This is a genomic window from Roseateles sp. (assembly GCF_965262435.1).
Classification (GTDB): Bacteria; Pseudomonadota; Gammaproteobacteria; order Burkholderiales; family Burkholderiaceae_C; genus Paucibacter_A.
Map to the genome: position 1 here is coordinate 4,142,393 of NZ_OZ253537.1, position 23,835 is coordinate 4,166,227.

General features: G+C 66.6%; 17 protein-coding genes. 9 read left to right on the top strand and 8 right to left on the bottom strand.

The features are described from left to right. Window positions 1-247: 247 nt before the first annotated feature. Entirely contained in the window at window positions 248-1,021 is a 774-nt protein-coding gene (locus ACQY39_RS17845; RefSeq protein ID WP_428508492.1) for a hypothetical protein, read from the bottom strand. Window positions 1,022-1,827: 806 nt separating this feature from the next. After that, entirely contained in the window at window positions 1,828-2,190 is a 363-nt protein-coding gene (locus ACQY39_RS17850; protein ID WP_428508494.1) for a Spx/MgsR family RNA polymerase-binding regulatory protein, read from the bottom strand. Between ACQY39_RS17850 and aat the strand changes: the two genes are divergently transcribed. Continuing rightward, entirely contained in the window at window positions 2,189-2,980 is a 792-nt protein-coding gene (gene aat, locus ACQY39_RS17855; protein WP_428508496.1) for a leucyl/phenylalanyl-tRNA--protein transferase, read from the top strand. The two genes, ACQY39_RS17850 and aat, sit on opposite strands and share 2 nt — an antisense overlap. Window positions 2,981-3,040: 60 nt before the next feature. Continuing rightward, window positions 3,041-3,883, top strand: coding sequence for an arginyltransferase (locus ACQY39_RS17860; protein ID WP_428508498.1), 843 nt, complete (start codon window positions 3,041-3,043; stop codon window positions 3,881-3,883). Here the strand turns inward: ACQY39_RS17860 and ACQY39_RS17865 are convergent. Continuing rightward, window positions 3,847-6,477, bottom strand: a complete 2,631-nt coding sequence (locus tag ACQY39_RS17865; RefSeq protein ID WP_428508500.1) for a sensor domain-containing protein — start codon at window positions 6,475-6,477, stop codon at window positions 3,847-3,849. The genes ACQY39_RS17860 and ACQY39_RS17865 overlap by 37 nt on opposite strands. Before the next feature lie 50 nt (window positions 6,478-6,527). Beyond that, window positions 6,528-7,667 (bottom strand): NAD(P)/FAD-dependent oxidoreductase, encoded by a 1,140-nt coding sequence (locus tag ACQY39_RS17870; protein WP_428508502.1) that lies wholly within the window; start codon window positions 7,665-7,667, stop codon window positions 6,528-6,530. 315 nt (window positions 7,668-7,982) lie between these two features. Here ACQY39_RS17870 and ACQY39_RS17875 point away from each other — a divergent pair, with 315 nt between their 5' ends. From ACQY39_RS17875 to ACQY39_RS17885, 3 genes are all read left to right on the top strand, one after another. Continuing rightward, the gene (locus tag ACQY39_RS17875; RefSeq protein WP_428508504.1) at window positions 7,983-8,453 is read left to right on the top strand and encodes a response regulator; all 471 of its coding nucleotides are present in this window, start codon (window positions 7,983-7,985) and stop codon (window positions 8,451-8,453) included. A 338-nt stretch (window positions 8,454-8,791) separates the two neighbouring features. Next, entirely contained in the window at window positions 8,792-9,697 is a 906-nt protein-coding gene (locus ACQY39_RS17880) for a plasmid replication/partition related protein (RefSeq protein WP_428508506.1), read from the top strand. Window positions 9,698-9,767: 70 nt separating this feature from the next. Continuing rightward, window positions 9,768-10,952 (top strand): diguanylate cyclase, encoded by a 1,185-nt coding sequence (locus tag ACQY39_RS17885; protein ID WP_428508508.1) that lies wholly within the window; start codon window positions 9,768-9,770, stop codon window positions 10,950-10,952. Window positions 10,953-11,009: 57 nt separating this feature from the next. On the opposite strand, the gene ACQY39_RS17890 is transcribed toward ACQY39_RS17885, so the two are convergent. Together ACQY39_RS17890 and ACQY39_RS17895 are read right to left on the bottom strand one after the other, a co-directional pair. Further along, a complete protein-coding gene (locus ACQY39_RS17890; RefSeq protein WP_428508510.1) occupies window positions 11,010-11,498 on the bottom strand; it encodes a carboxymuconolactone decarboxylase family protein in 489 nt (162 codons plus the stop codon). Window positions 11,499-11,551: 53 nt separating this feature from the next. Next, a complete protein-coding gene (locus ACQY39_RS17895) occupies window positions 11,552-12,118 on the bottom strand; it encodes a GNAT family N-acetyltransferase (RefSeq protein WP_428508512.1) in 567 nt (188 codons plus the stop codon). Between the two features lie 310 nt (window positions 12,119-12,428). On the opposite strand from ACQY39_RS17895, the gene ACQY39_RS17900 reads away from it, so the two are divergent. Together ACQY39_RS17900 and ACQY39_RS17905 are read left to right on the top strand one after the other, a co-directional pair. Further along, the gene (locus ACQY39_RS17900; protein ID WP_428508514.1) at window positions 12,429-16,556 is read left to right on the top strand and encodes a GMC family oxidoreductase N-terminal domain-containing protein; all 4,128 of its coding nucleotides are present in this window, start codon (window positions 12,429-12,431) and stop codon (window positions 16,554-16,556) included. Next, window positions 16,556-18,301 (top strand): alkaline phosphatase D family protein, encoded by a 1,746-nt coding sequence (locus tag ACQY39_RS17905; protein ID WP_428508516.1) that lies wholly within the window; start codon window positions 16,556-16,558, stop codon window positions 18,299-18,301. Before ACQY39_RS17900 ends, ACQY39_RS17905 begins: the two co-directional genes overlap by 1 nt. A gap of 9 nt (window positions 18,302-18,310) precedes the next feature. Here ACQY39_RS17905 and ACQY39_RS17910 read toward each other — a convergent pair whose 3' ends face one another. After that, window positions 18,311-19,654 (bottom strand): alpha/beta fold hydrolase, encoded by a 1,344-nt coding sequence (locus ACQY39_RS17910; RefSeq protein ID WP_428508518.1) that lies wholly within the window; start codon window positions 19,652-19,654, stop codon window positions 18,311-18,313. A gap of 479 nt (window positions 19,655-20,133) precedes the next feature. Then, entirely contained in the window at window positions 20,134-21,228 is a 1,095-nt protein-coding gene (locus tag ACQY39_RS17915; protein WP_428508520.1) for an integron integrase, read from the bottom strand. 250 nt (window positions 21,229-21,478) lie between these two features. Here ACQY39_RS17915 and ACQY39_RS17920 point away from each other — a divergent pair, with 250 nt between their 5' ends. Continuing rightward, window positions 21,479-22,045: an RDD family protein gene (locus tag ACQY39_RS17920; RefSeq protein ID WP_428508522.1), complete on the top strand. Its 567-nt coding sequence runs from the start codon at window positions 21,479-21,481 to the stop codon at window positions 22,043-22,045. A 192-nt stretch (window positions 22,046-22,237) separates the two neighbouring features. Beyond that, window positions 22,238-23,800: an IS1182 family transposase gene (locus ACQY39_RS17925; protein WP_428508524.1), complete on the top strand. Its 1,563-nt coding sequence runs from the start codon at window positions 22,238-22,240 to the stop codon at window positions 23,798-23,800. The last annotated feature ends 35 nt before the right edge of the window (window positions 23,801-23,835 follow it).

Consider the following 23,835-nt stretch of genomic DNA (forward strand, 5'->3'; position numbering starts at 1 on the left):
GCGCTGACCGAGCGGCCGACACGAGCTCCTTGGTCAGCAAGCAAAGAGTCCATCTACTGACTTGGCAATACAACTTCATTGATGCTCCTCCTGTGATGGAGAGCTGAACGTTCGAGCTAAGCGGGCGACAACGGCAGGCCACCAGGCCCGGGCTGGCGAAAATTTACCGCGTACCGCCAGACCGTGCCTGGTGGCCTGCCGTTGGAGATCCGCTTGAGCGATCGGTTATGCGTCAGCGCACATTCGTTCATGTGGATTGCCGAGTATCGGCTGCAGGTTGTGATGGCGGCTCGTTGACCATGTACTTTCGGGACTCCTTTGGCGCGAACACGCTCTGAACCTGACCGTGCGCCTCCAGTCGTCCTATTGCATCCAGCCAGACGAGTACCGCCCGGTAGCGGTATTTGTAGAACTCAACTACCGTCGTGCTGCCACCATCTGCCGCATAGCGGCCCAAGGTCCAAGCCAATGCTTCCAGTTCAATACAAAGAACGGTCAGTTGGCCGCTAATCGCCTTCTCCAGTTCTTGTAGTCGTGTCTCGATGGCATGTGTACGCAACCAGTCAGTATCGTCTTTGGGCGGGCGATTCAAGTGCAACGTACCTAGTGCGGACACAAGTTCAAAGACGGACTGGGGAGGCGAGGAAAGGTCTTGGATTCCTCGGGTTGTCAACGTAGGGCCCGCTGATAGAAGGGAGTCGACTCGTGCCGACAAGCTAGAAAGGACTCGCTGAATCTCTTCGAAGTTTGCCTGGTCCCGTGCGATATCCAGTTGCTTTGCCTGCAGTACGACCGTGATGACTACGCCAATGAAAGCTAGAAAGGAGAAGAACGGATTGAGTATGCCGCCGACGTAGTCTCCGAACACACCCCAGTCATCCGGCTTTGCCGACAAAGTGAACCAGCTTCCAGGCGCAAAGTTATAGATGTAAACGCCATAAACCACCCAAGCGGCGAGTACTCCTATCCACATTAGACGGAGCAACGGCTTTGCAATCGACTTGGAGAGTGGAGCGGTCATTGGTTTGTACTGCCGTGAGGTCGCAGTGAGGTTGATTCTGACGCCTAACGTGAAAGTGAGCGGACGCCGAAGGCGGTCCGCTCGAATGTAAGGTTATAGGTCAGCATGCGCGAGTACTCTTAGTTTCGCGAGCCGGATTGTGGGGCCAGCACCATCCAGTGGACGAAGCTTGGTACTTCCGAGCACGATCATCGACAAGCACAGCCTGACAGTGAAATGGACGACACCCAGCATGCTTACCAAGGAACTCTGGCATGGCAGTAGCGGACTCGAACTGGACATCTACCGCAGCCGATGAAACCCAGCAGTAAGGCAGATGCAACTTGACCAAAAGTAGTCCTAGGAACTCCCGATACGATCTGACGACCGACGCTACGGGTTCGTCGATTTGCTTGTCTTCGTGTGGCATCAGGTGAATTGATACTTGAAGCGATCCAACCTCGATTGCTCGTCGATAGAGCTGACCGATCGCCCAGTATCCGTTGACGTCGTTGTTCCTGCTCGAGAAAGAACCGACGATGGCGTTAGCAACTACGATCAGCTCACGTCGACGAGGCATGGGTTCGATGACCTATAACTTTTTTATCGAGCGACTGTAGTGCTGCGTATCGGTTCCGGCTGTCGCCGTAACCCAACTATTCCAAAGCACAAAAGTTCACTCCAAATCATGGGCTGGCAATGCCCTATGGACGTTCGAATTCAGTGTATCCAAACAACAAAAAGGGGCAAACCAAGTCCGCTCAGTTTGGGTGTCCAACACGAGGCATTTGTGTGCCCAAGAGCCTCCCAAAAACACACAAACGCCCTCACCCGCTCTTCGCCACCTTCTCCCCAAACACCTCCACCCCAAACCCCACCGTGAAGCTGCCATCCGACCAGCGCACCAGCGGGCGCTTGATGACGCTGGGCTGGGCCAGGGCGAGTTGGGTGGCGCTGGTGGCGTCGACGACGGCGGCTTTGGCCGCCTCGTCGAGCTTGCGCCAGGTGGTGCCGGCACGGTTGATCACCTTGTCCCAGCCCAGGGCCGCCATCCAGAGGGGCAGCTGGTCGGTGGGGACGCCGGCTTTCTTGAAGTCGTGGAATTCAAACGTCAGACCGGGCTGTTCTTGCAGCCAGGTGCGGGCGCGTTTGACGCTGTCGCAGTTGGGGATGCCATAAACGGTAATCATGGTGGCACGCTACCATGAAGCCATGATCGATTGGCTGGACGAACGCACCCTGGACTTCCCCCCGACGCAACGCGCGCTGGGGCCCGAGTCCGACGCCCCGGGCCTGCTGGCCGCCGGCGGCGACCTCAGCCCCGAGCGCCTGGCTGCCGCCTACGCGCGCGGCATCTTTCCCTGGTTTGGCCCGAACCAGCCGCCGCTGTGGTGGGCGCCGGACCCGCGCATGGTGCTGCAGACCGACCATTTCAAGCTCTCGCGCTCGCTGCGCAAGACCTTGCAACACTTCATCCGCACGCCGGGCTGCGAGATCCGGGTGGACAGCGCCCTGCCCGAGGTCCTGCGCGCCTGCGCCCAGGCGCCGCGCGAGGGCCAGAGCGGCACCTGGATCCTGCCCGAGATGCAAGCCGCCTACCTGGCCTGGTCACGGGCGCAAGGCGCCGTGCACAGCATCGAGACCTGGATGGACGGCGAGCTGGCGGGCGGGCTCTACGGCGTCAACCTGGGCGGCATGTTTTTCGGGGAATCGATGTTCATGCGCCGCACGGATGCCTCCAAGATCGCCCTGGCCGCCCTGGTCTGCCTGTGCCGACGGCATGGCATCCCCTGGATCGACTGCCAGCAAAACACCCGCCACCTGGCCTCGCTGGGCGCCGCCGAAGTGCCGCGTCAGCAGTTCGAGGCCCACATCCAGCAAGCCTTGCAGCGGCCGACGCCTCTGGATTGGACCTATCATCCGGCGCTGTGGGCACAGCTGGGCCCGGCCTTCGACCGCGATGCCGGGCTGGACCTCTGACCCTCACCGCCCACCCCTTCTTTTCCCACCAACATTCTTGACGCCACTGAGCTGAAGACCGTGACCCATCTGAAAGAGCTTCCGCTGGCCCAGCTGCAGTTCTACGCCACGGCCGCCTACCCTTGCAGCTACCTGGCCGACCGCCAGGCGCGCTCCCAGGTGGCCACGCCCAGCCATCTGATCCACGCCGACGCCTACTCGACTCTGGTGGCCGCAGGCTTTCGGCGCAGCGGCCTGTTCACCTACCGGCCTTTGTGCGATGGCTGCAAAGCTTGCGTGCCCATGCGCATCCCGGTGGCCAGCTTCAAGCCCAGCCGCAGCCAGCGCCGCGCCCAGCGCCAGCACCAACACTTGCAGGCCAAGGTCATGCGCCTGGGCTACAGCCAGGAGCATTACGAGCTCTACCTGCGCTACCAAGCCGCGCGCCACTCGGGCGGCGGCATGGACCACGACAGCGTCGAGCAGTACAGCCAGTTCCTGCTGCAAAGCCGCATCAACTCGCGCCTGGTCGAGTTCCGCGAACGCCGCGCCGATGGCGAGATGGTGCTCAAGATGGTGTCCATCCTGGACATCCTCAACGATGGGCTGTCGGCCGTCTACACCTTCTACGAGCCCGAGGAACACTGCAGCTACGGCACCTACAACGTGCTCTGGCAGATCCAGCAGACGCGCGATCTGCAGCTGGCCCACCTCTACCTGGGCTACTGGATCGCCGAGAGCGGCAAGATGGCCTACAAGGCCGATTTCCGGCCGCACCAGCTGCTGCAACAGGGGCAATGGGACTGGGCGGCCGAGCCGGCGGGATCGGGGTCGCGAGCGCTTCCGCAGCCAGAGTCCCCGCCCCTCGCCCCGACCCTCAACCCGCCTCAGTCGCTCGAAAGCTGCGCTTCCGGCAGCAGCTGATCGGCCGGCAGCGGCCGGCCGAGCCAGTAGCCCTGGAAGGCCTGGCAACCGAGGGCCAGGAGCTGCTGATGCTGTCCGGCCGTCTCCACACCCTCGGCCACCACTTGCAGACCCAGGCTTTCGCCGAGCGCCAGGATGGTGCGGGCGATCGCCGCATCGTGACCATCGGTCAAGAGGTCGGCCACAAAGCTGCGGTCGATCTTGAGCTGGTCGAGCGGCAAGCGCTTGAGGTAGGACAGGGAGGAATAGCCGGTGCCGAAGTCGTCGAGCGCAAAGCCGACACCGCGGTCCTTGAGCGCCCGCATCTTGGCCACCACATCATCGACGTCACCGACCAGCATGCTCTCGGTCAGCTCGAGCTTGAGCCGGGCCGGGTCGGCGCCGCTTCGCTGCAGGGCATCGAGCACGCTGGTCACGAAATCGGCCTGCGCGAACTGCCGGGCGCTGACATTGACGGCCAGGCTCCAGCCCGCCGTCGCCGGCTGCGCCGCCCAGGCGCGCAGCTGGTGGCAGGCGGCGCCCAAGACCCATTCGCCCAGCGGCAGGATCAGCGCCGATTCCTCGGCCACGGCAATGAACTGGACCGGCGCCACCAGGCCGCGCTGCGGATGGCGCCAGCGCACCAGGGCCTCGGCGCCGAGCACACGTGACTGCGCGTCGAACTGCAGCTGGTAGTGCAGCTCGAACTCCTCGGCCTGCAGGGCGCGACGCAGATCGGCCTCCAGCTCGTTGCGGGCCTCGGCGGCGGCCTGCATCTCGGGGTCGTAGAAGCGCGCCGTGTTGCGCCCGGCCGCCTTGGCCTGGTACATGGCCATATCGGCCTTGCGCAGCAGCTCCTCGACGCTGGTGTCGCCCTGCATGAAGAGCACGATGCCGATGCTGGGCGTGCAGCTGTAGCTCTGCCCGCGCAGGTCATAGGGCTGGGCCAGGGCTGCGAGAACGCGTGCGGCCACCTGCTCGGCCAGGCCGGCCGCTTCCTGCGCCAGGGCGCAGCGGGCGTCGAGCAGGAGCACGAACTCGTCGCCACCGAGCCGGCCGACGCTGTCGCCGACGGCGACACAGGCGGCCAGGCGCGCGGCCACTTGCTGCAACAGCAGGTAGCCAACCTCATGGCCGCGGGTGTCGTTGAGCAGCTTGAAATGGTCGAGGTCCAGGAACATCAGCGCGCCATGTTGGCTGCTGCGTGCCGAGGCGGCCATGGCCTGCTTGAGGCGGTCCAGCAAGAGCCGGCGGTTGGGCAGGCCGGTCAGCGGGTCGTAGAAGGCCAAACGGTGAATTTCCTCGGTGCGCTGGCGTTCCAGCGTGATGTCACGCACCAGGGCGACAAAGGTGCGGCGGCCGGCACGGTGGATCTCTGACAGCGAGAGCTGCAGCGGGAACTGCTCGCCATTGAGGCGCAAGCCCGTCATCTCACGCGCCAGGCCTTGCTGGCCGGCTTGCACCGAGCCGGCCGTCAGGGCCTGGATCAGCTCGGCCGAGCTCGCCTGCTTCGGGCCCGCCGGAAACAGGCACTGCAGCGGCTGCCCGATCATCTGCTCGGGCGCCTGGCCAAAGATGTCACCGGCCGTGCGGCTGAAAGATTCGATGCGGCCCTGCTCGTCAAAGGTGAGCACGCCGTCCACCATATTGTCGAGAATCGCGCGCAGATGTTCGGCGGCCTCGTTGAGGCGGGCCTGGCTGTCCAGCACGGCCTGCTCGGCCAGCTTCTGCTCGGTGATGTCGCAGACCTGGGTGACCAGGCAGCGCGCCTGGCCCGTCGCATCGAGCACCGGCGCCACGGTCAGCAAGCCCCAGACGATGTGCCCGTCCTTGTGCAGATAGCGCTTGACCAGGGAATAGGCCGACAGCGCACCCTGCACGGTGCGGGCCATCTGTTGCAGGTCATCGGCCAGGTCTTCTGGGTGGGTGATGTCTGCAAAGCTCTTGCGCAGCAGCTCGGTCTCGCTGTAGCCGAACATGGAGCAGGCGCGCGCGTTGACCATCAGCCAGTCGCCCTCGCAGCTGACCAGGCTCATGCCCACGGCAGAGGATTCGAAGGCACTCTTGAACAACTGCTCGCTGTCCATCAAGGCCTGCTCGGAGGCCTTGAGCCGGCTGATGTCGATGTGGCTGCCCATCATGCGCAAGGCCTGACCCTGGGCGTCGCGCGTCACCTCGGCGCGTGAATAGATCCAGCGCCAGCTGCCGTCGCGGTGGCGCATGCGGAACTCGCGATCCTCGGGGCCGGGCAGGCCCGCCAGACTGTCCTCGACCGACTGCACGGTCGCCGCAGCATCATCGGGGTGCAGGCGCTCCCGCCAGGTTTCGACGAGATTGGGCAGCTCATGGTCGGCATAGCCGAGCTGCTGCTTCCATTCGGGCGAGAAATAGACCTCCTGGCGGCGCAAGTCCCAGTCCCAGAGGCCCACCTTCGCGGCCCGCACCAGCAGGCCCAAGCGCAGTTCGCTCTCGCGCAGCGCCATCTCCGCCTGCTTGCGGGCCCGCGCCTGCTGGCGGCTGAGCAGCGCCCAGCTCGGCAAGCGCCGCAGCCAGCGGCCCGCCCAGGAAGCCAGGGCCTGCCGCCAGTGAACTGAGCCCGTATCTGAATCCGGCATCGTTACTCCCCGAAGCCTTGAATGTACGCTGGCTCCGCGCGGCCCTGCGCTCAGCTGAGCAGTTCGATGGCCCTTTCTGCCACAGCCAGGCAGCTGCTCAGACCGGGCGACTCCATGCCCAGCAGCTGCACCAAGCCGGGCAGGCCATGCTCGGCCGGCCCCTCAATGTGGAAGTCGGCCGCCGCCTCGCCCGGGCCGCTGAGCTTGGGTCGCACACCGCTGTAGGCCGGCTGCAGGGCGCCCTCGGGCAGGCCGGGCCAGTAGCGGCGCACCTCGGCCGCAAAGGCCGGCGCCCGCTGCGCATCCACGCGGTAGTCCAGCTGCTCCGGGCTCAGCCCGGGCGCCAGCCACTCCACATCGGGCCCGAAGCGGGCCTGGCCCGCCAGGTCCAGGGTCAGGTGCACGCCCAGGCCACCGACCTGAGGCATGGGGTAAATCAGGTGGCGAAACGGCGCCCGGCCGCTAAGGGCAAAGTAGCTGCCCTTGCAATAGCGCAGCTCGGGCCGGTGGGCGGGGGTCAAGTCTTGCGTCTGCTGCGCCAACTCGGCGGCCCAGAGGCCGGCCGCATTGATCACGCGCGCGGCTGCCAGTGCGACCGGGCCCGCGTCCGTCTGCACCTCCAGCCGCCACGGCGCCGCTGCGCCGGCCGGGTGGTGCAGCGCCGTGACCTGGCTGTTCAAGACCACCTGGCCGCCGGCGGCCTCCAGATCGCCCTGCAAGGCCAGCATCAAGCCATGGCTGTCGACGATGCCGGTGCTCGGTGACAGCAGGGCCGCGTGGCAGCGCAAGGCCGGCTCCAGGGCTTGGGCCTGGTCGCCGCTGAGCCATTGCAGATCGTGCACGCCATTGGCTTCGGCCTGCGCGGCCAGGGCCTGCAGCTGGGGCAACTGCGCCGGCTCGCTGGCCACCAGCAGCTTGCCGCAGGCCCGGTGCGCGACGCCGCGGCTGCGGCAGTAGTCGTACAGCAAGGCCTTGCCGCGCACGCACAGCTGCGCTTTGAGAGAGCCGGCCGGGTAGTAAAGACCGGCGTGGATGACCTCGCTGCTGCGCGAGCTGATGCCGCTGCCGATCTGCCCACTGCGCTCCAGCACCAGGGTTTCCAGGCCGCGCAAAGCCAGGGCCCGCGCAGCCGCCAGACCGATCACGCCGGCGCCAACCACCACAGCATCCACCTGCCCCAAGTCCTCCATCGCGCCGCCTCCTTTGTTCGTGCTTGCCCCTGCCATGGCCTGATTGTGCGTTGCCGGCAACAAGCTGCCGGTGCCAGGGCACGCGCCGGGCATCCTAGTTTGGATCGCTGCTCGCCCGGAACGCGCCGCCACGCCAGATCTGAACCGGTTTCGCACCCTTGTTCGGCGCATTGCCGGCGCACGGCCGCGACGACACTCCGCATCCAACAAGCCCGGCAGTCAAGGGCAAACGGACCGGCCCCAAGGCACGGCCCAGGGAGCTCAAGACATGCAAGCCGAGGGTGCGCCACAGCGCCCCGGCCGAGAGGGACGTCGATGACTGCGCCCGCGCACACCGGCCAGAGCCAGGGCAACAACCTTACGGGCGGCAAGAAAGTGCTGATCGTCGACGACAGTCGTGCGATCCAAGCCATCATTCGCCGCGCGCTCGAATGCGAGGAGCTGGGCGAGCTGCACATCCAGACCGCCCGCGACGGTGCCGAGGCCCTGGACAAGGTGGCTGCCTTTCGGCCCGACCTGGTCCTATCGGACTGGCATATGCCGAGGGTGTCCGGCATCGAGATGCTGCAGACCCTGAGGCAGACCGGCTTTCATGATGTGGCCGTGGGCTTTGTCACCACCGACCGCGCCAGCGATTGCCAGACCCTGGCTCGCAGCAACGGCGCCCTCTTCCTCTTGCACAAGCCCTTCGACGACCAGGCCTTGCGCAACGCTGTGGCCCTGGGGCTGGGGCGCAGCGACATACAAGTCACGGCCCCGGTCCAGCCTCCGGCAGCGCCCGCCTGAGCAGCCAGCCCATGGACCAGCTGGCCAGCCTGCTGGAGACCCACAAGGGCCGCAGCGACTTTGTGCTGCCCGCGCCAGCCCAAGCGCCCCATGGCGACGGCCGCCTAAGCTTCTTGCTCGCCTGAGCCCGGGCCAGGCAAAGAGAGCGCGACCTCCATGGCGCTCGTGATCGACGACCCGGCCAGCGTCGGCGTGCTGATCGCTCATGCGGTGTTCATCGTCGTATCGGTGAACGCGCGAGGAGCCTGAACCCGAACTGGCCCGGCCGAGGCCATGCAGCAGGCGGCCTAGAATGCCGGCCCTGCTCCGTTTTGCCTGCCCCCGAAGAATTGCTCCCCATGAACATCACCGTCCTCGACGAACTGCGCGCCTACATCGACCCGCTGACCCCTGAAGAACACCAGGCATTGGAACGCAGCATCCTGGCCGAGGGCTGCCGCGACGCGCTGGTGCTCTGGGGCGAGATCCTGGTCGACGGGCACAACCGCTACGGCATCTGCCAAAAGCATGGCCTGCCCTTCCAGACCATGCAGAACACGCGCTTCAAGTCCATGGAGGACGTGCATCTGTGGATGATCGACCAGCACCTGGGCCGGCGTAGCGTGTCGGACTTCCAGCGCGGCATCCTGGCCCTGCGCAAGAAGGAGATCGTCTCGGCCCGCGCCAAGGAAGCGGTGGCTCGCCTGGCCGAAGCCGGCTCGGGCGGCGCGGTCGAGTTCCCGGCCGAGCTGGCCGACGGCCTTCCCACAGGCCCCGACAGCAGCGCCCTGCCCCCGCCCGAGCCGCTGACCAGCCGCGAGGCCATCGCCAAGGCCGCGCGCATCAGCAGCAACACCGTGGTGCAGATCGAGAAGATCCAGAAAAGCGCCGCGCCCGAGCTGGTCGAAGCGGTCAAGGCCGGCACCATCTCCATCAATGCGGCGGCCGCCGTGGCCAGCCTGGCCCCCGAGGAACAGATTGCCGCCGTGGCCGGCGGCAAGAAGGAGCTGCAGCAGGCCGCCAAGCGCGTGCGTGAGGGCAAGAGCGGTGGCCGCGCACCCAAGGCCGAGGCCAGCGCCGAGGGAACCGAGGGTGCAGCCAGCAGTGCGGGCGAGGACAGCGCCAGTGACGCCGACCTGCGCAACCGCGAAGCCCAGCTCAAGCTCTTGCAGGACACCGTGGCCGAGCTGACAGCCGAGAACAAGCAGCTCAAGGACGAGGTGCTGCGCTTGAAAGACCAGCTGGCGCTGCTGCAACAGTCCTGAAACTGAACCGCCGCTTGGCGCGGAGCGGCTACAGTGAGGGCCACAGCGGCCCACCCCCAGCAGCGAACCGATGGACAGCGAACTCCAGGCAGACCTTCAGGCAGAAAATCAGGCCCTGCGCCGACAGCTGGAAAGCCTGTTACGCGAGGCCCGCAACAACGAAGAGAAGATCCGTCGCTTCGACCAGCTGGAGCACCGCCTGATCGGCGCGCGCTCCATGGCCGAGCTGCTCAGCCTGCTGCTCAATGACTACCGCCAGGCCTTCGGCATCGACGCCGTGTCCATGGTGCTGCTGGACCGCGACGACGAAGCCTGCCGCATGCTGGACGCCGAGCGCCACCGCCACGAGGGCCCGGCCGGAGCCCAGGGGCAGGAGCCGGCCCTGCTCGACGGCCTGACCCTGCTGCCGACGATCGCGCCGATCGCGCCGCTGTTTCAAGGCCAGCTGAACAAACCCTGGCTGGGGGCCTTCGACGAGCTGCGCCACCGCCCCCTGTTCGGCACCCCCCATATCGCCCGCAGCCAGACCCTGGCCTCGGTGGCCCTGCTGCCGCTGGCCCGCCATGGCGAGCTGATCGGCAGCCTGCATTTCGGCAGCAGCGACCCGGCCCGCTACGAGCGCGGCGCCGGCACCCAGCTGTTAGAGCGCCTGTGCGCCATCGTCTCGGTCTGCCTGGACAGCGCGCTCAACCAGGAGCGGCTCAAGCTGGCCGGCCTGACCGATATGTTGACGGGCGTGCACAACCGCCGCTACTTCGAACACCGCTGCCTGATCGAGATCGCCCAAGCGCGCCGCTACCGCCACGAGCTGGCCTGCCTGTTCCTGGACCTCGACCATTTCAAGCGGATCAACGACCGCCACGGCCACCCCGCCGGCGACGAAGTGCTGCGCAGCATCGGCCACCTGATCCAGTCGCAGCTGCGCCTGGGCGACACCATCGCCCGCTTTGGCGGCGAGGAGTTTGTGGTGCTGCTGCCGCAAGCCCCGGCGCAAGCCGCGCGCGAGATTGCCGAGCGCATACGCGCCAGCATCGCCGCCCGCGCCCTGCTGCTGCCCAGCGGCGAATTCATTCCGGCCACCGTGTCGGTGGGCTTGGCCATGCTGGCCGCCGACAGCGCCGCCGAAGACCCGCAGGCCCAGGCCCTGCGCCTGGTGGACGCGGCCGACCAGGCGCTCTACCGCGCCAAATCGAGCGGGCGCAACCGGGTGGAGTGTGGGCCGGCGGCGGTGGCTGCGGTGGTAGTGAACAAGTGAACGGGTGAGCGGTGCGACGCACCTGGTGAACAAGCGCCCGATTCACGATTCACCTGTTCACCCCCCTGGCGGAGTGAAACGCAGCGCGCCGGCAATGCGATTCCAGGCATTGATGGCGGCAATGGCCGCAGTCAGGTTAGCAATCTCGCCTTCGCTGAACTGGGCTTGCAAATCCGAGTACAGCGCGCTGTCCACCGGCGCTGCGGCCATGAGCGTCAAAGCCTCGGTCCAGGCCAGGGCGGCGCGCTCGCGGGCGCTAAAGACATGCGAATCACGCCAGGCGGCCAGTTGGTCGAGTTGGCGCTGCGGCAGGCCCAGCTTGCGGGCCAGGTTCAGGTGGAACTGCAGGCAGAAGGCACAGCCATTGATCTGCGAGGCGCGCAGCTTGAGCAGCTCGACCAGGCCCTTGTCCAGGCCAGAGGCGTCGACCGCACGGCTGTAGTCGCGCAGGGCGCTGACCACGCCACCGGCATGCTGTTCAAACTGGGCCCAGTCCTGGTGAGGCTGGCGAGTAGAGGCTTCGGATGCAGGTGAGGTGTCGGTCATGGTGAACATCGAAAAGGCAGTCTGGTAGGCAAGCGCAGTTTCGCAGAAGCGTCTCAGGCCGATGGCGCCCTGCGCACAGGACTTTGGAACACCTGCACCACCCCCTGCCAAGGTCCGCTGCGCAGCACATGCTCCTGGTACTGGCCGCCCGCAACTTCGGCGACCACCTGGCGCCAGAAGCCCTGGGCGGCGTAGTTCAGGCTCATCTGCCCGACTTCCCAAGGGCCGGGCAGCGCCTCGAACACCGCGCGCGCCAATTGCCGGCCCAGGCCCAGGCGCCGGTATTTCTTCAGCACGAAGAACTGGTTCATCCAGTGGCCGCCCGGGCCCGCGTTGCCAACACGGCTGGAGCCATCGACCAGGGCCAAGCCGGCATAGCAGCCGGCGACCGTGGCCACAAAGGCATGGCAGGCCGGGTCGCGCCAGAAGCGGTCCAGCTCATAACCATATTCGCCATGGGCATCGAGGTCCTGGTCCCAGATGTCGGACAGCTCGTACTGGTAGAGCTCCAGCATGCGCGCGAGCGGCAGGCGGTCGGCCGGCGTGGCGCGGCGAATGTCCGCAGCGCACAGGCCTGGAGGCGAATCTGACCCTGGCGGCAAAAACTTGGAAACCTGCATGACCCGCCCACTCCCCGCTGATGAACCCATTGACGCAGGGCGCCGCTGCAGCAAGCCCATGGCCCGATTCTGACCGAGCCCGGGCGGAACCCGTACGGCCGTTGCTCCGTGGGGCCGGCCTCGAAGTTCTCGCGCCAGGAATTGCAGACCCAGCCTTGCTTGGCGGCCAGGCGGGCATGCTCGCAAGCTCCATCGGGCGGATCCATGCCGTGATGAACGCCGGGGTGAATACAAGCGGGTTTCCATTCACCAGCCTGCCGCACAGGGGCCGCTATGCTGCGCGGCTGTTCTCCGCGAGACCCTGTCCATCATGAGCACTCCGGCTTCCACGTCTGCGCCCGCTGCCTCTGCCTCTCCCCCGGCGCCGCGCCGCGCCACCCGCGACATTTCCATCGGCCTGGAGGTGCTGCTGAGCGAACGCCAGGATCAGACGGACAGTGCCGCTCAAGATGCGGCAGATGCGGAGCTGGATTTCGACATCCTGATCATCGGCAGTGGCTACGGCGGTGCCGCCGCCGCCGAATACCTGTCGCGCTGCGTGGCCGCCGAGGGTCAGCCGGATCAAGCCCTGCGCATCGCCGTACTCGAACGCGGCCAGGAGTACCTGCCCGGCGCTTTTCCTCGCCGCATGGCCGATCTGCCCGGTCATATTCGCTTCGCCACTTCGGGCAGCGGCGAGGTTAAGGGCTACCGCAAAGCCTTGTTCGACTTCCGGCTTGGGCCCGATATGTGCGTGGCCCTGGCCAATGGCCTGGGCGGCGGTTCGCTGATCAATGCCGGCGTGATGGAGCCGGCCCTGCCCTCGGTGTTCGAGGGCGAGCGCTGGCCCCAAGCCCTGCGCCGGGACCCGGGCCAGATGCAGGCCTGGTACGAGCAGGCCGGCCGAGCCCTGGGCAGCCTCGATGCGCAAGGCCAGCCCAACACCATCGCCCGGCTGGCCGGCCACAGACCGCGCCGCGCCGACTTTCTGGCCCAGCTGGGCGCCGAGGGAGCCGTGCCCGCTCGCCAGGTTCCCATCACCGTGGCCCTGGACGCCGCACCGCGCAGCGCCGCTGGCCTGCCGCTGGAACGCTGCATCGCCTGCGGCGACTGCGCCACCGGCTGCAACCAGGGCGCCAAGGAATCGCTGGACACCAATTTGCTGCGCCAGGCCCAAGCCCAGGGCGCGCGCTTGGTGACGGGGGCCACGGTGCGCCATCTGGAGCGCAGCGCGGGCGATGAACCCGTCTGGATCGTGCACCTGTCCCACACCGACGAAAAGCTGAACGCCCGCGAGCCAAGCGATCTGCAGCTGCGCGCCCGGCATGTGGTGCTGGCCGCGGGCAGCCTGGGCTCCACCGAGATCTTGATGCGCTCGCGCGAGCAAGGCCTGAGCTTGTCCGACCGTTTAGGCGAGCAGTTCAGCGGCAATGGCGATGTGCTGGCCCTGGCGGTCGATGCGCCGAGCGAGCTGAACGCTCTGGCGGACGAAGACCAGGCACCTGGGCAGCGCGGCATCGGCCCCACCATCACCGGCCTGATCGATGTGCGCGCGGCCGGCGGCTTTGTGGTCGAGGACCTGGCCATCCCGGGACCGATGCGCTGGGCGTTTGAAGAGAGCTTCGCCATGGCCGAGACTCTGCACGGCCTGGCCCGGCCGGACCACAGCGAGCATGGCAGCAGCCTCAGCTTCGACGATCCCTATGCCATCCCGGTGGCGCGGCGCCCACGCATGTTGCCTGTGGCCTTGATGGGCCTGGATGCGGCCATCGGCCGCTTGCAAAGCCCGAAGGACACGACAAAGCAAACACCCGAGCCGGGCACCCTCAGCGTGCACTGGCCCGAGGCGCGCAAGGACCCCGCCGTGCAGGCCCGCCACGACTGGCTGAACCTGCGCCTGGCTCGCCAGGGCGCACGCCTGCTGGCCAACCCCATGTGGCGGCTGCTGCCGGCCGAGATGAGCTTTCTGATCAATGACCAACTCGGCCCCATGCTGACCGTGCACCCGCTGGGCGGCTGCGCCATGGGCGACGAAGCCAGCCGAGGCGTGGTCAATGAATGGGGCCAGGTTTTCAGCGGCCGCTTCGGCGAGGCCGTGCACCCGGGTCTGGCCGTGCTGGACGGCGCCATCGTGCCGGCCGCCGTGGGCATCAACCCGGCACTGACCATCACCGCTTTGAGCCTGCGCGCCCTGGCCAGCTTGCGCCAGCGCTGGGGCTTGCTCGAGCGCGGCCCACGCCAAGCGCAAGACCTGGCCCCTCGGCCGGTCTACCGAGTGATCAAGCCCGAGCAGGCGCCGCACAGCCAGCCCACCCTGGCCGAATTCCGCGAACGCATGAGCGGCTATGTGCGCCTGCCCGGCGCGCCGGGCGGTGAGCTCAAATACCTGGAGCTGAGCTTAGTCTTCGAGCCGGTGGCCCTGCAAGACCTGCTGCAGCCCGGCCCGCAGCGCCGCTTGCAGAGCGGCCCCGGCAGCACAAGCCGGCTGCGCCTTTTCGACACCGCCGCCGACCCCGACTCGCCCGGCCGGCCCATGATCGTCAGCGCCGACCCGCAGCGCCAGGGCGCCAAGCTCTGGATGCATGCCGAGCGCGAGGACCGCGATGCGCGCTGGCTGGCGCCGCTGGAACAAGCGCAGCTGCAGGTCTTCCACCGCGCCCGCAGCAGCCACCGCCAGCGCCGCTGCAGCGCGCTGAAAGCCTGGTTCATGAACCGCGGCTGGCGCGACAGCATGTTTGCGCTGATGGACTTGGCCCAACAGAGCGAAGCGGCCAAGCCGCGCATGGGGGCCCGCTCAAGTCCACTGGGCGACCGGGTCCGCAATGCACTGGCCCTGGCCAGCCATGGCGGCCAGGTGCGTTTGATGGAGTACCAGGTGAGCATCCAGGAACCCGAGCGGGGTCAGGTCTTGCCTGCCTGGTTGCAGCCGCTCTATGCCCAGCCCCTGCACGGCGTGAAGCGCATCAGCTACACCCGGCGCGCCAACCCCTGGACTCAGCTCAGCCGCATGGTGCTGGAGGCGCCGCAGCTGCAAGGCCTGGACGGCGGCACGCCGCAGCTGGACCTGGATCTCTTCTACCTGGCCCGCCAAGGCCAGCCCCTGCTGCGCATCACCCAGCAGCAGGACCTGGCCAGCGCCATGCGCGATGTCGGCTCCCTGCTCAGCTATGTGCTGCGTCTGCTGGTGGGCGTGCATGTCTGGAGCTTCCGCAAGCCCGATGCCGCGCCGCCGCGCGAGCCCCAGCGCCTGCCGGCCGAGGTGCCTGGGCTGCCGGCGCCCGAGATCTGCGAGCTGGCCGTGGGCCGGCGCGGCGAAGCCGGCCTGTCACGCCAGCCGGTGCAAGCGCGCAAGGCAAAGGACGACGATCAGCCCGTGCACCTGCGCCTGACCCGCTACCGCGCGCGACCGGGCGGCCATGGCCAGCCGGTGCTGATGTTGCACGGCTACAGCGCCAGCGGCACGACCTTTGCCCACCACTCGGTGCAGCCGGGCCCAGCCAAGCTCTTGTGGGACGCCGGCTTCGACATCTGGATCGCCGACATGCGCACCAGCGCCGGCATGCCCTCGGCCCGCCTGCCCTGGACCTTCGAGGAATGCGCGCTCAACGACATTCCGGTGGCGGTGGACCATGTGCTGCGCGCCAGCGGCAAGCCCCAGATCGACGTGCTGGCGCACTGCATGGGCTCGGTGATGCTGCATATGGCCTTGCTGCAGCCTCAAGCCCAGCCCTTTGAGCATTTCTACCCCTTGCGCCAAAAGCTGATGGCCGGCGGGCTGATCCGCCGGCTGGTGATCTCGCAGGTCACGCCCAAGATGATCTTCTCGCCGACCAACAGCTTGCGGGCACATCTGATGCAGTACATCCGGCCCTATCTGCCGATGGATGACTACAGTTTCCGCCCGAGCGAACCGGCGGGCCTGACGGACCAGCTGATCGACCGCCTGTTGTCCAGCCTGCCCTACCCAGAGGCTGAGTTCGACATCGAGAACCCGCCCTTCCCCAGCCTGCGCAAAACGCCGTGGACGGCCACCCGTCACCGCATGGACCTGCTCTACGGGCGCGACTTTGCCATCGGCAATGTCGGTCAGCCAGTCTTCGATTTCATCGACGACCATTTCGGCCCGCTGAACATGGACACCGTGGCGCAGGCCATCAACTTCGCGCGCAGCAACGAGATCACCGACTGGAGCGGCGCCAGCCTCTACCTCGACGACATGGCCAAGACCCTGGCCCATTTGCAGCAGTTCCCGGTGCTGTCCATCCATGGCCAGGACAACGGCCTGTGCCAGGCCGAAAGCGCCGAACTGACGGCCGACCTCTACGAGCAGGTGGCGCCGGGCCGCTACCGTTTCCGGGTGATCGCCGAGCACGGACACCAGGACTGCCTGATCGGCCGCCACATCGAACAGCGCGTCTTCCCCCACATCATCGGCTTCCTGAAGGAGGGCTTGTCGTGATGCCCCAGCGTCTCACTCCCTCCGATGCGCAGAGGCTCGACCCGGAGCTGCGCAGCGCCCATCCGCCCCTGCACCGCTTGGAGGTGCGCCACCGTGCGGCGCCAGCCGCCCTGCCCGATACCGATGCGCCGGCCGCGCAAGACCTGGCCCTGGTGTTGACCGCCCTGCAACCGGAGCTGGGCTGGCCGCGGCTCTGGGCCTGGCTGCCGATGCGGCGCGTGGGGCTTGACCACTGGCAGCCGCTGCAGCCCGATGCGCCGCTGGCCAGCCAGGCGCGGCTGCAAGCCTTTGAGAAGCCGGCCGGCGATGGCACGCGCGAGCCCCTGCCCGGCGAGCCGCTGCGCCACGCCCTTCCCATGGACTTCTTCGAGGGCCTGCCCGAGGAGGAATGTGCCCTGCTCTGCCTCTTCGTCTACGCCGATGCGCGCACGCCGCGCCGCGAGGGCGAACGGCCGCTGCCGGGCCTGGAGGACGCCCTGCGCGACGCCCTGGCCCAGCCCCCGCTAAGCTGGCGCCACGCACTGCTGCAGCGGCCCGACGCCCAGCCCGAGCAGCTCATCCCCGGCCAGGCCCTGAGCCTGGTGCTGGCCGCCTGCCAGTACCCGCCCGGCGTGCTCGACCCCAGCCGCCCGGCCGACACCCCGCCCGAACTGGCGGGCCCGGCGCAGGCCTCGCTGGCCCGCCTGCTGGCCTACAGCCGCGGCCACGCGCGCGGGGCCGAGCTGTCCCTGCTGCTGCTGGCCGGCGATCAAATCTATGCCGATGCCAGCGGCGGCCTGGCCGATGCGGGCACGCGAATCGAGCGTTATGCCAAGCCCTACCAGCACTTCAAGGCCGGCCTGGTTCGTCATCTGCCGCCCAGCCTGGCGCGCATCGTCCACGCACCTGACGACCACGAGATCGAAGACAACTGGGAGCCCATCGCCGCCCCCTCGGCGCCCGGCGGCCTGCGCCGCGGCCCGTTCTTCGACAGCGCCGTGGCGGCCGCCTGGGCGGCGCGCTGGGAGCCCGGTGATGAGCAGGAGCGCCCGGGGCTGTTCCAGCATTTCTGGCACGACTTCGTCTGGCAGGGCGCGGCGTTCTTCATCGGCGACACCCGCACCGAGCGAGAGCCCCGGCACAGCGGCAACTGGCGCGAGGCCCGCATCTTCAGCCGGGAGCAGGAAGCGGCATTTGCGCACTGGCTGCGCAGCCATCGCGAGCTCCCCCGCCTGGTGCTGACCGGCTCATTGCTGCTGCCGCGCCGCCGCGCCTGCCAGGAACATGCCGCCAGCGCCCTGCACTCCGACGCCTGGTGCGGCTACCCGGCCAGCCTGAAATCTTTGCTGGCCGAGCTCTGGGCCCAGCAGGCCGATGGCGTGGTCTTTCTCTCCGGCGACGAGCACCGCTCGGGCTTCGTCAGCGCCGAGATCTGCGCGTTGGACGAGAACGGGCAAGCCCAGGGCCAGCCCATCCGCCTGCACAGCATCCACAGCTCGGCCCTCTACGCCCCCTGGCCTTTTGCCGTCACCGATGTCGAAACCCTGGCCGAGCCCGACGAGTTCACCTTCCCCGGCCCCGTCGAGGGTCAGGTCTTGCGCTGCCGCGTCAGCGCCTGGCAGGATTTCCCGGGCGACGGCTTCGCGCTGCTGCGTGTGGAAGGGAAAGAGCTACAGCTCTGGTACGACCGGGCCGAGCGGCCGCTCTATCGCCTCGACGGGCCGGACTTGCCGGCGCCGGATGGGAGCTTCTCGCTGGGTCTGTAAGCTGAACGCTCAGGGCTTGGCAGCAGGCTCGGCGGCTTCGGTCAGGTGCTTGCGGTAGCTGTCGAGCACGCGGGGGCTGCGGCCGGCGGCCTCGGCCAGGCTCAGGGCGCGAGCGAACTCGGCGCGCGCTTCGGCGCGACGGCCCAGCTTGAGCAAGACCTCGCCGTGGCTGTCGGCGGCGTTGTCTGACTTGGGGTAGAGCCGCGCATTGGCGCCCAGCACCAGGGCCGCCAGCTGTGCCCGTGGCGCCTGCTTGCCATCGCCAAGAATGGCGTAGCCGGCGTTGTTGACATCGGCTTCGCTCAGGCCCGGTGCACGGATCGCCTGCTCCACCGCCACTTGCGGATCAGCGGCCGCAGCCGCGGCCTGCAGGTCGCCGCCCAGCTTGGCACGCGCCGCTTCCAGCGCGCGGCGCTGCGCCTGCTCCTGGCTCAGGCGGATGACCTGGTCCACCGCCGCCACCACGAGATGCGGCTCGTCGAACTGGATGTGGTGGCTGCTGACCGGGGTCAGCACATGGGCGCCATTGCTGAACTGGGCGAAGAACTCGCTGTGCAGCTGCCGCCAGGCGGCCATGCCGGCCGGCGTGTGCAAAAGCACCTCGGGCTTGGCATAGCGGCGCGTGGATGTCAGCACCACGGCCGGCACATCGGGCAAGGGGCCGCCCGCATCGGGCAGCTTGCCGGCGTCCATGATGGACTGGATGTAGCGCACATCGGCGCGGAAGCGCTCGGGCGCCCCGCGCTCCAGATGCGCTTGCTCGGCGGCCAGACGAGCGGCGTCCAGCGGCTTGAGCACCTGGTCATAGCGCTCATGCGCCGGGTCCACAAAGACCAAGCCGGCAATCTGCTCGGGATGGCGGCTGGCGAAATCGCGAATCAAGAAGGCACCGTAGGAATGGCCGACCAGCACATAAGGCGGCGGCAGCTGCGCCGCTTTGAGCACGGCCGACAGATCACGGCCCGATTGCTGCAGGCTGACCGGCGCCGGGCTGGGCTCGCTCTGGCCATAGCCGGCACGCGAGTAGATGAGAACCTTGGTCCGTGGAGCCAGCTGCGGCGCCACCCGCCGCCAGGCGCTCAGGTCCATGCTGAAGCCCGACTCGAACACCACCGTGGCCTGCGCCTTCTCGTCACCCATGCGAATGGCGTGCAGCTTGCGGCCGCCGACGTCGAGCATTTGTTCGTTCATGGCAGCCGGAGCTGCGCTCGGCGCTTGGGGCTGGGCTTGGGCCAAGCTCGTGAGGCCGAGGCCGGTCAGCAGAACCAGCAAAGCTGCGCCAGGGACTAGAGAGAAGGTACGGCTTGCGCGCTGGCGCCCGGTGATGGCGGAGGAGGAGGAAAAGGAATTCATGAAGCTGGAGCCCGGAGGTCAGTGGCAGGGAAAATCGTGGTCGGACTGTAGGCAGTGAGCACCCAAGCCGCCAGTGCCCCGCGCTGCGCGGGCGGACGCTGCGGACAGATCGTTGAAAACCGGGGATGAAGCGTTGGGCGCGCAACGCTTGCTGATTTATGACTTGGCCCTATGCCACTCTGGCCTGTGGCGCCGCGTATTGCTCGAACCACACTGAGGTTTCTCAGCCCTGAGGCCTGGACAGCCCATGCGGTTCACTCGGCTGGCGGTTCCATCGACTGGACGAATCCCGTATACCAGCCGAGGTAATTCGCAGTCCAGGTCCGGTCATTCAGGCGCCCTGATTGAGCGGCAGCAAGGTGCCCAAAGCCGACGCCCAAATACATGGCTGGATGTCGGCACCGAAGCGGTCGCTGCCTGCCTTGGCAAAGGCGCAAACCGTCTGGAGGCGGCCAGTAGCAGGCGTAGTCGAAGGTCAGCTATACGGCTGGCCATTGCTGCGGCGGTCTACCTGCCGATTGAAGGCTCAATGAATCCATCGGACTGCGCACGCCTGCGCCGCCCATCTTGAGCACATGTGTGTAGATCATGGTTGTTGCGACGTCGGAATGGCCCAGCAACTCCTGAACGGTGCGGATGTCATAGCCCGCTTGCAGCAGGTGGGTCGCAAATGCGTGACGCAGGGTGTGTGGCGTCGCCGGCTTGGGGATGCCGGCGGCAGCAGTCGCCCGTTTGAACGCACGCTGGAAGGTTTGGTCGTACAGATGATGCCGTCTGACCACGCCGCTCTGCGGATCAGTGGAGTGATCGGCCTGAGGAAAAACCCAGAACCACACCCATGAGGCACCGGCCCTCGGATACTTGCGCTCCAGCGCATCCGGCATGAAGACGCCACCCCGCCCGGCCTCTTGATCTTGCATCCATATCGAACGAGCCGCATTGAGTTGCCACCGCAAGCCCTGGGCCAGGCTCTGCGGCAACATGACCACCCGATCCTTGCCGCCTTTGCCCTCACGAACGATGACCGCCCCGTGGTCAAAGTCCAGATCCTTCACCCGAAGCTGCAGGGCCTCAGTGATCCGCATGCCAGTGCCATAGAGCAACTGGGCCAGCAGGCGATGGGTCCCCTCCAAATGATCCAACACAGCCAACACTTCGGCTTGGCTCAAGACCACCGGCAGGCGTCGCTTCACCTGAGGGCGCCCTATGTCCGTCATCCACGGCAAAGAAAGGCCCAACACCTTGCCGTAGAGAAACAGCAGGGCCGACAAGGCCTGGCGGTGGGTTGAAACCGCCACTTCCCGTTCGTTCGAGAGCCAACTCAGATAAGCCTCGACCTCCGGACCTCCCATCTCTGCCGGGTGCCGAATGCCGTGGAAGCGTATGAAGGCCCGACACCAGTGGACATAAGCCTCCTCGGTGCGGCGGCTGTAATGCAGGTAGCGGATCCGCTCACGGACCTGGTCGAGCAGCTTGACCGACTGCAGCGGAGGCAGTTGAGACGGGGGCGGGCGAAGAAGGCCGCGGGCAACTGACCGAGCTCCCCCTGCAAGAGTGATTGACGGACTGAGCATGCTTGCCTCCAATCAACGGCACGCAGTCCGTCGTCGGGCTAACCACAAGGATCTGGCCCGTTAGGAATGGCAAACTGAAGATAGCGCTGTTGCCGGACTTCATGGCACTGTATAAATATACATATATGCAACGCAGACCCAGACTTTGTGCGCCTTGCTGGCGGGTTGGGGGTGCGGTATTCGGGAGACAGCTGACCGTGATGAACACACACACCTGTCTCCCTGCAACACGTTAGGCATCGCAAATAACATGAGTACTCCCGCCACCTTCTCTCAACGCTTCGCTGCGTCACTGATCGACTTCGCTGTGTTCCTTCCAGTGCTCGCTGCCCAAGCGCTCGTCTTCAAGCACTCGAAGGCGGTGGCGATAGCACTAGTCATCCCCCTGTCCTTTTGCTTTCTTGCCTACGTGATCTACTGCCATGGCCGCTACGGGCAGACTATCGGTAAGCGCGTGATGAGAATCCGCGTCTTGCAACTGTCGGGAGAGAGGCTGGCCTGGAGCAACGCCTGGGCTCGAAGCTCAGTGGACATCGGTCTCACTACCCTTTCCACACTGTCATTCTTCATCGCCCTTCTTCACGTACCTGACTCGCTGTACTACGCTGCCTCGTACATTGAACGAATCAATAACTTGCAGGCATATGAGCCTTCCTGGGCGTCCTGGTCGGCCACCGCGACTCAGGTTTGGGCATGGGGAGAATTGGTGACAATGCTTTTCAACAAGCAACGTCGTGCTCTTCACGATTTCATTGGTGGAACCGTCGTTGTGTCGGAACGAACCACCTTCTCGCCGTCGGCGCTTAGCGATGTCTAACCTGGCGTTCGAGCCGACTCGCAACGGCTGGTCACTTCAGGCCCCCATTTCATTCTGGGCCTTCCGTGCCCAGCCGCTGCTCGCGGCTCAGCTTCAACGTTGAGGCTGTAAAAAAACTCCCCACCGGGTCCTCCCCGATTCATTGCGCAGCCCCTGACGCGTCAAATACGCAGACCCGTCCAGGAGTCCGCCATGCCGCGCTACAAGCCCAGTGATTGCCACGCGATGATGCTGCCCGTGGTGCTGTCGGAGCAGATCGTGCCAGGCAGTTTTGCCTTTGCGCTGAGCTACCTGGTCGATCACGAGCTGGATCTGAGCGCCCTGGATGCGCGCTTCAGTAACGACATCACGGGCGCCAGCGCCTACGACCCGCGCGTGATGCTCAAGATCGTCTTGCTGGCCTACAGCCAAGGTCTGATCTCCAGCCGCAGCATCGCAGCCGCCTGCTCACGTAACGTGCAGTTCATCGCCATCAGTGGTGACAGCCAGCCCGGCCACGCGCACATTGCCAAGTTCGTGATCTCGCTGAGCGATCAGATCAAGCCTCTCTTTGCCCAGGTGCTGATGACTTGTGACGCCCAGGGCCTGATCGGCCGGGAGATGTTCGCCATCGACGGCGTCAAGCTGCCCAGCAACGCCAGCAAGGAGCGCAGCGGCACGCAGGAGGAACTGCGCCACCGAGCCGAGCGCCTGGACAAGGCGGCCGACAAGATCCTGGCGCTGCACCAGGCGCAGGACAAGGCAGGCGCTCAGGAGCCCTTGGAAGCCAAACGGCAAGCCCGCGTGGAAGCCTTGCGCGAGGAGGCCGCACGCACCCGGGCTTTTGTCGCCCAGAACCCCAAGCGACTGAATGCCAAGGGCCGAGAGCTCAAGTCCAACATCACCGACCCCGACAGCGCCAAGATGGCCACCAACAAAGGCGTGATCCAGGGCTACGCAGTGCAAGCGGCGGTGGACAGCGCCAACCAGGTCATCATCGCCGCCGATGTGGTGGGCTCGGGCTCGGAGCAGGCCATGCTCGCGCCCATGATCGAGCAGGCCCAAGCGTGGACGGATGAGAACACCCTGGTCACCGCCGATGCGGGCTATCACAGCGATGCCAATGTGAAGCAGCTGCACGACAACAACACGCCAGCCCTGATTGCGGACGGCCAGATGCGCAAGCGCGATGAGCGCTTTGCGGATCAGGCCAAGCACAAGGCAAAGCCTGACCCCTTGCATGACAAAAAGGCAGGCGCCGACGGGCCGCCAGAGGGCCAGCACTTCCGGCCCAAGGACTTTCGCTTCAACGACGAAGACCACACGGCCACGTGCCCGGCAGGCCAGGTCTTGATCAGCAGCGGCCGCATCCACCTCACCGCCCGCGGCCAGCCTTACGAGACCTACATCGCTCAGGCGACGGACTGCAGCAGCTGCGCGCTGCGCTCCAAATGCATCAAGACTCGAGGGCGTGATGACCAGACGCCGCTGACACGTGGCCGCCAAGTCAGCCGCTTCCTGCCCAAGGCCGCAGACCCCAGCCACCCGAGTGAGCGCATGCGCCAGGCCATCGATTCACCGCGGGGCCGGCAGTTGTACAGCCAACGCATCGGCACGGTGGAGCCGGTGTTCGCCAATCTGCGGCACAACAAGCGGCTGACTCGCTTGAACCACCGAGGGCAGGCCAAGGTCCGCACGCAGTGGAGCCTGTATTGCATGGTGCACAACATCGAGAAACTGTCGAAAGCGGGCCTCGGGCAAATCGGGGTTCAGTAACGCAGTCCACAGGCGGCACAATTGCATTCAGGTGC

Coding starts and splice junctions, on each gene's coding strand:
- ACQY39_RS17845 (WP_428508492.1), bottom strand. CDS start 1,021: ATGACCGCTCCACTCTCCAAGTCGATTGCAAAGCCGTTGCTCCGTCTA.
- ACQY39_RS17905 (WP_428508516.1), top strand. CDS start 16,556: ATGCCCCAGCGTCTCACTCCCTCCGATGCGCAGAGGCTCGACCCGGAG.
- ACQY39_RS17920 (WP_428508522.1), top strand. CDS start 21,479: ATGAGTACTCCCGCCACCTTCTCTCAACGCTTCGCTGCGTCACTGATC.
- ACQY39_RS17890 (WP_428508510.1), bottom strand. CDS start 11,498: ATGACCGACACCTCACCTGCATCCGAAGCCTCTACTCGCCAGCCTCAC.
- ACQY39_RS17900 (WP_428508514.1), top strand. CDS start 12,429: ATGAGCACTCCGGCTTCCACGTCTGCGCCCGCTGCCTCTGCCTCTCCC.
- ACQY39_RS17875 (WP_428508504.1), top strand. CDS start 7,983: ATGACTGCGCCCGCGCACACCGGCCAGAGCCAGGGCAACAACCTTACG.
- ACQY39_RS17925 (WP_428508524.1), top strand. CDS start 22,238: ATGCCGCGCTACAAGCCCAGTGATTGCCACGCGATGATGCTGCCCGTG.
- ACQY39_RS17910 (WP_428508518.1), bottom strand. CDS start 19,654: ATGAATTCCTTTTCCTCCTCCTCCGCCATCACCGGGCGCCAGCGCGCA.
- ACQY39_RS17870 (WP_428508502.1), bottom strand. CDS start 7,667: ATGGAGGACTTGGGGCAGGTGGATGCTGTGGTGGTTGGCGCCGGCGTG.
- ACQY39_RS17895 (WP_428508512.1), bottom strand. CDS start 12,118: ATGCAGGTTTCCAAGTTTTTGCCGCCAGGGTCAGATTCGCCTCCAGGC.
- ACQY39_RS17865 (WP_428508500.1), bottom strand. CDS start 6,477: ATGCCGGATTCAGATACGGGCTCAGTTCACTGGCGGCAGGCCCTGGCT.
- ACQY39_RS17885 (WP_428508508.1), top strand. CDS start 9,768: ATGGACAGCGAACTCCAGGCAGACCTTCAGGCAGAAAATCAGGCCCTG.
- ACQY39_RS17880 (WP_428508506.1), top strand. CDS start 8,792: ATGAACATCACCGTCCTCGACGAACTGCGCGCCTACATCGACCCGCTG.
- ACQY39_RS17850 (WP_428508494.1), bottom strand. CDS start 2,190: ATGATTACCGTTTATGGCATCCCCAACTGCGACAGCGTCAAACGCGCC.
- aat (WP_428508496.1), top strand. CDS start 2,189: ATGGTGGCACGCTACCATGAAGCCATGATCGATTGGCTGGACGAACGC.
- ACQY39_RS17915 (WP_428508520.1), bottom strand. CDS start 21,228: ATGCTCAGTCCGTCAATCACTCTTGCAGGGGGAGCTCGGTCAGTTGCC.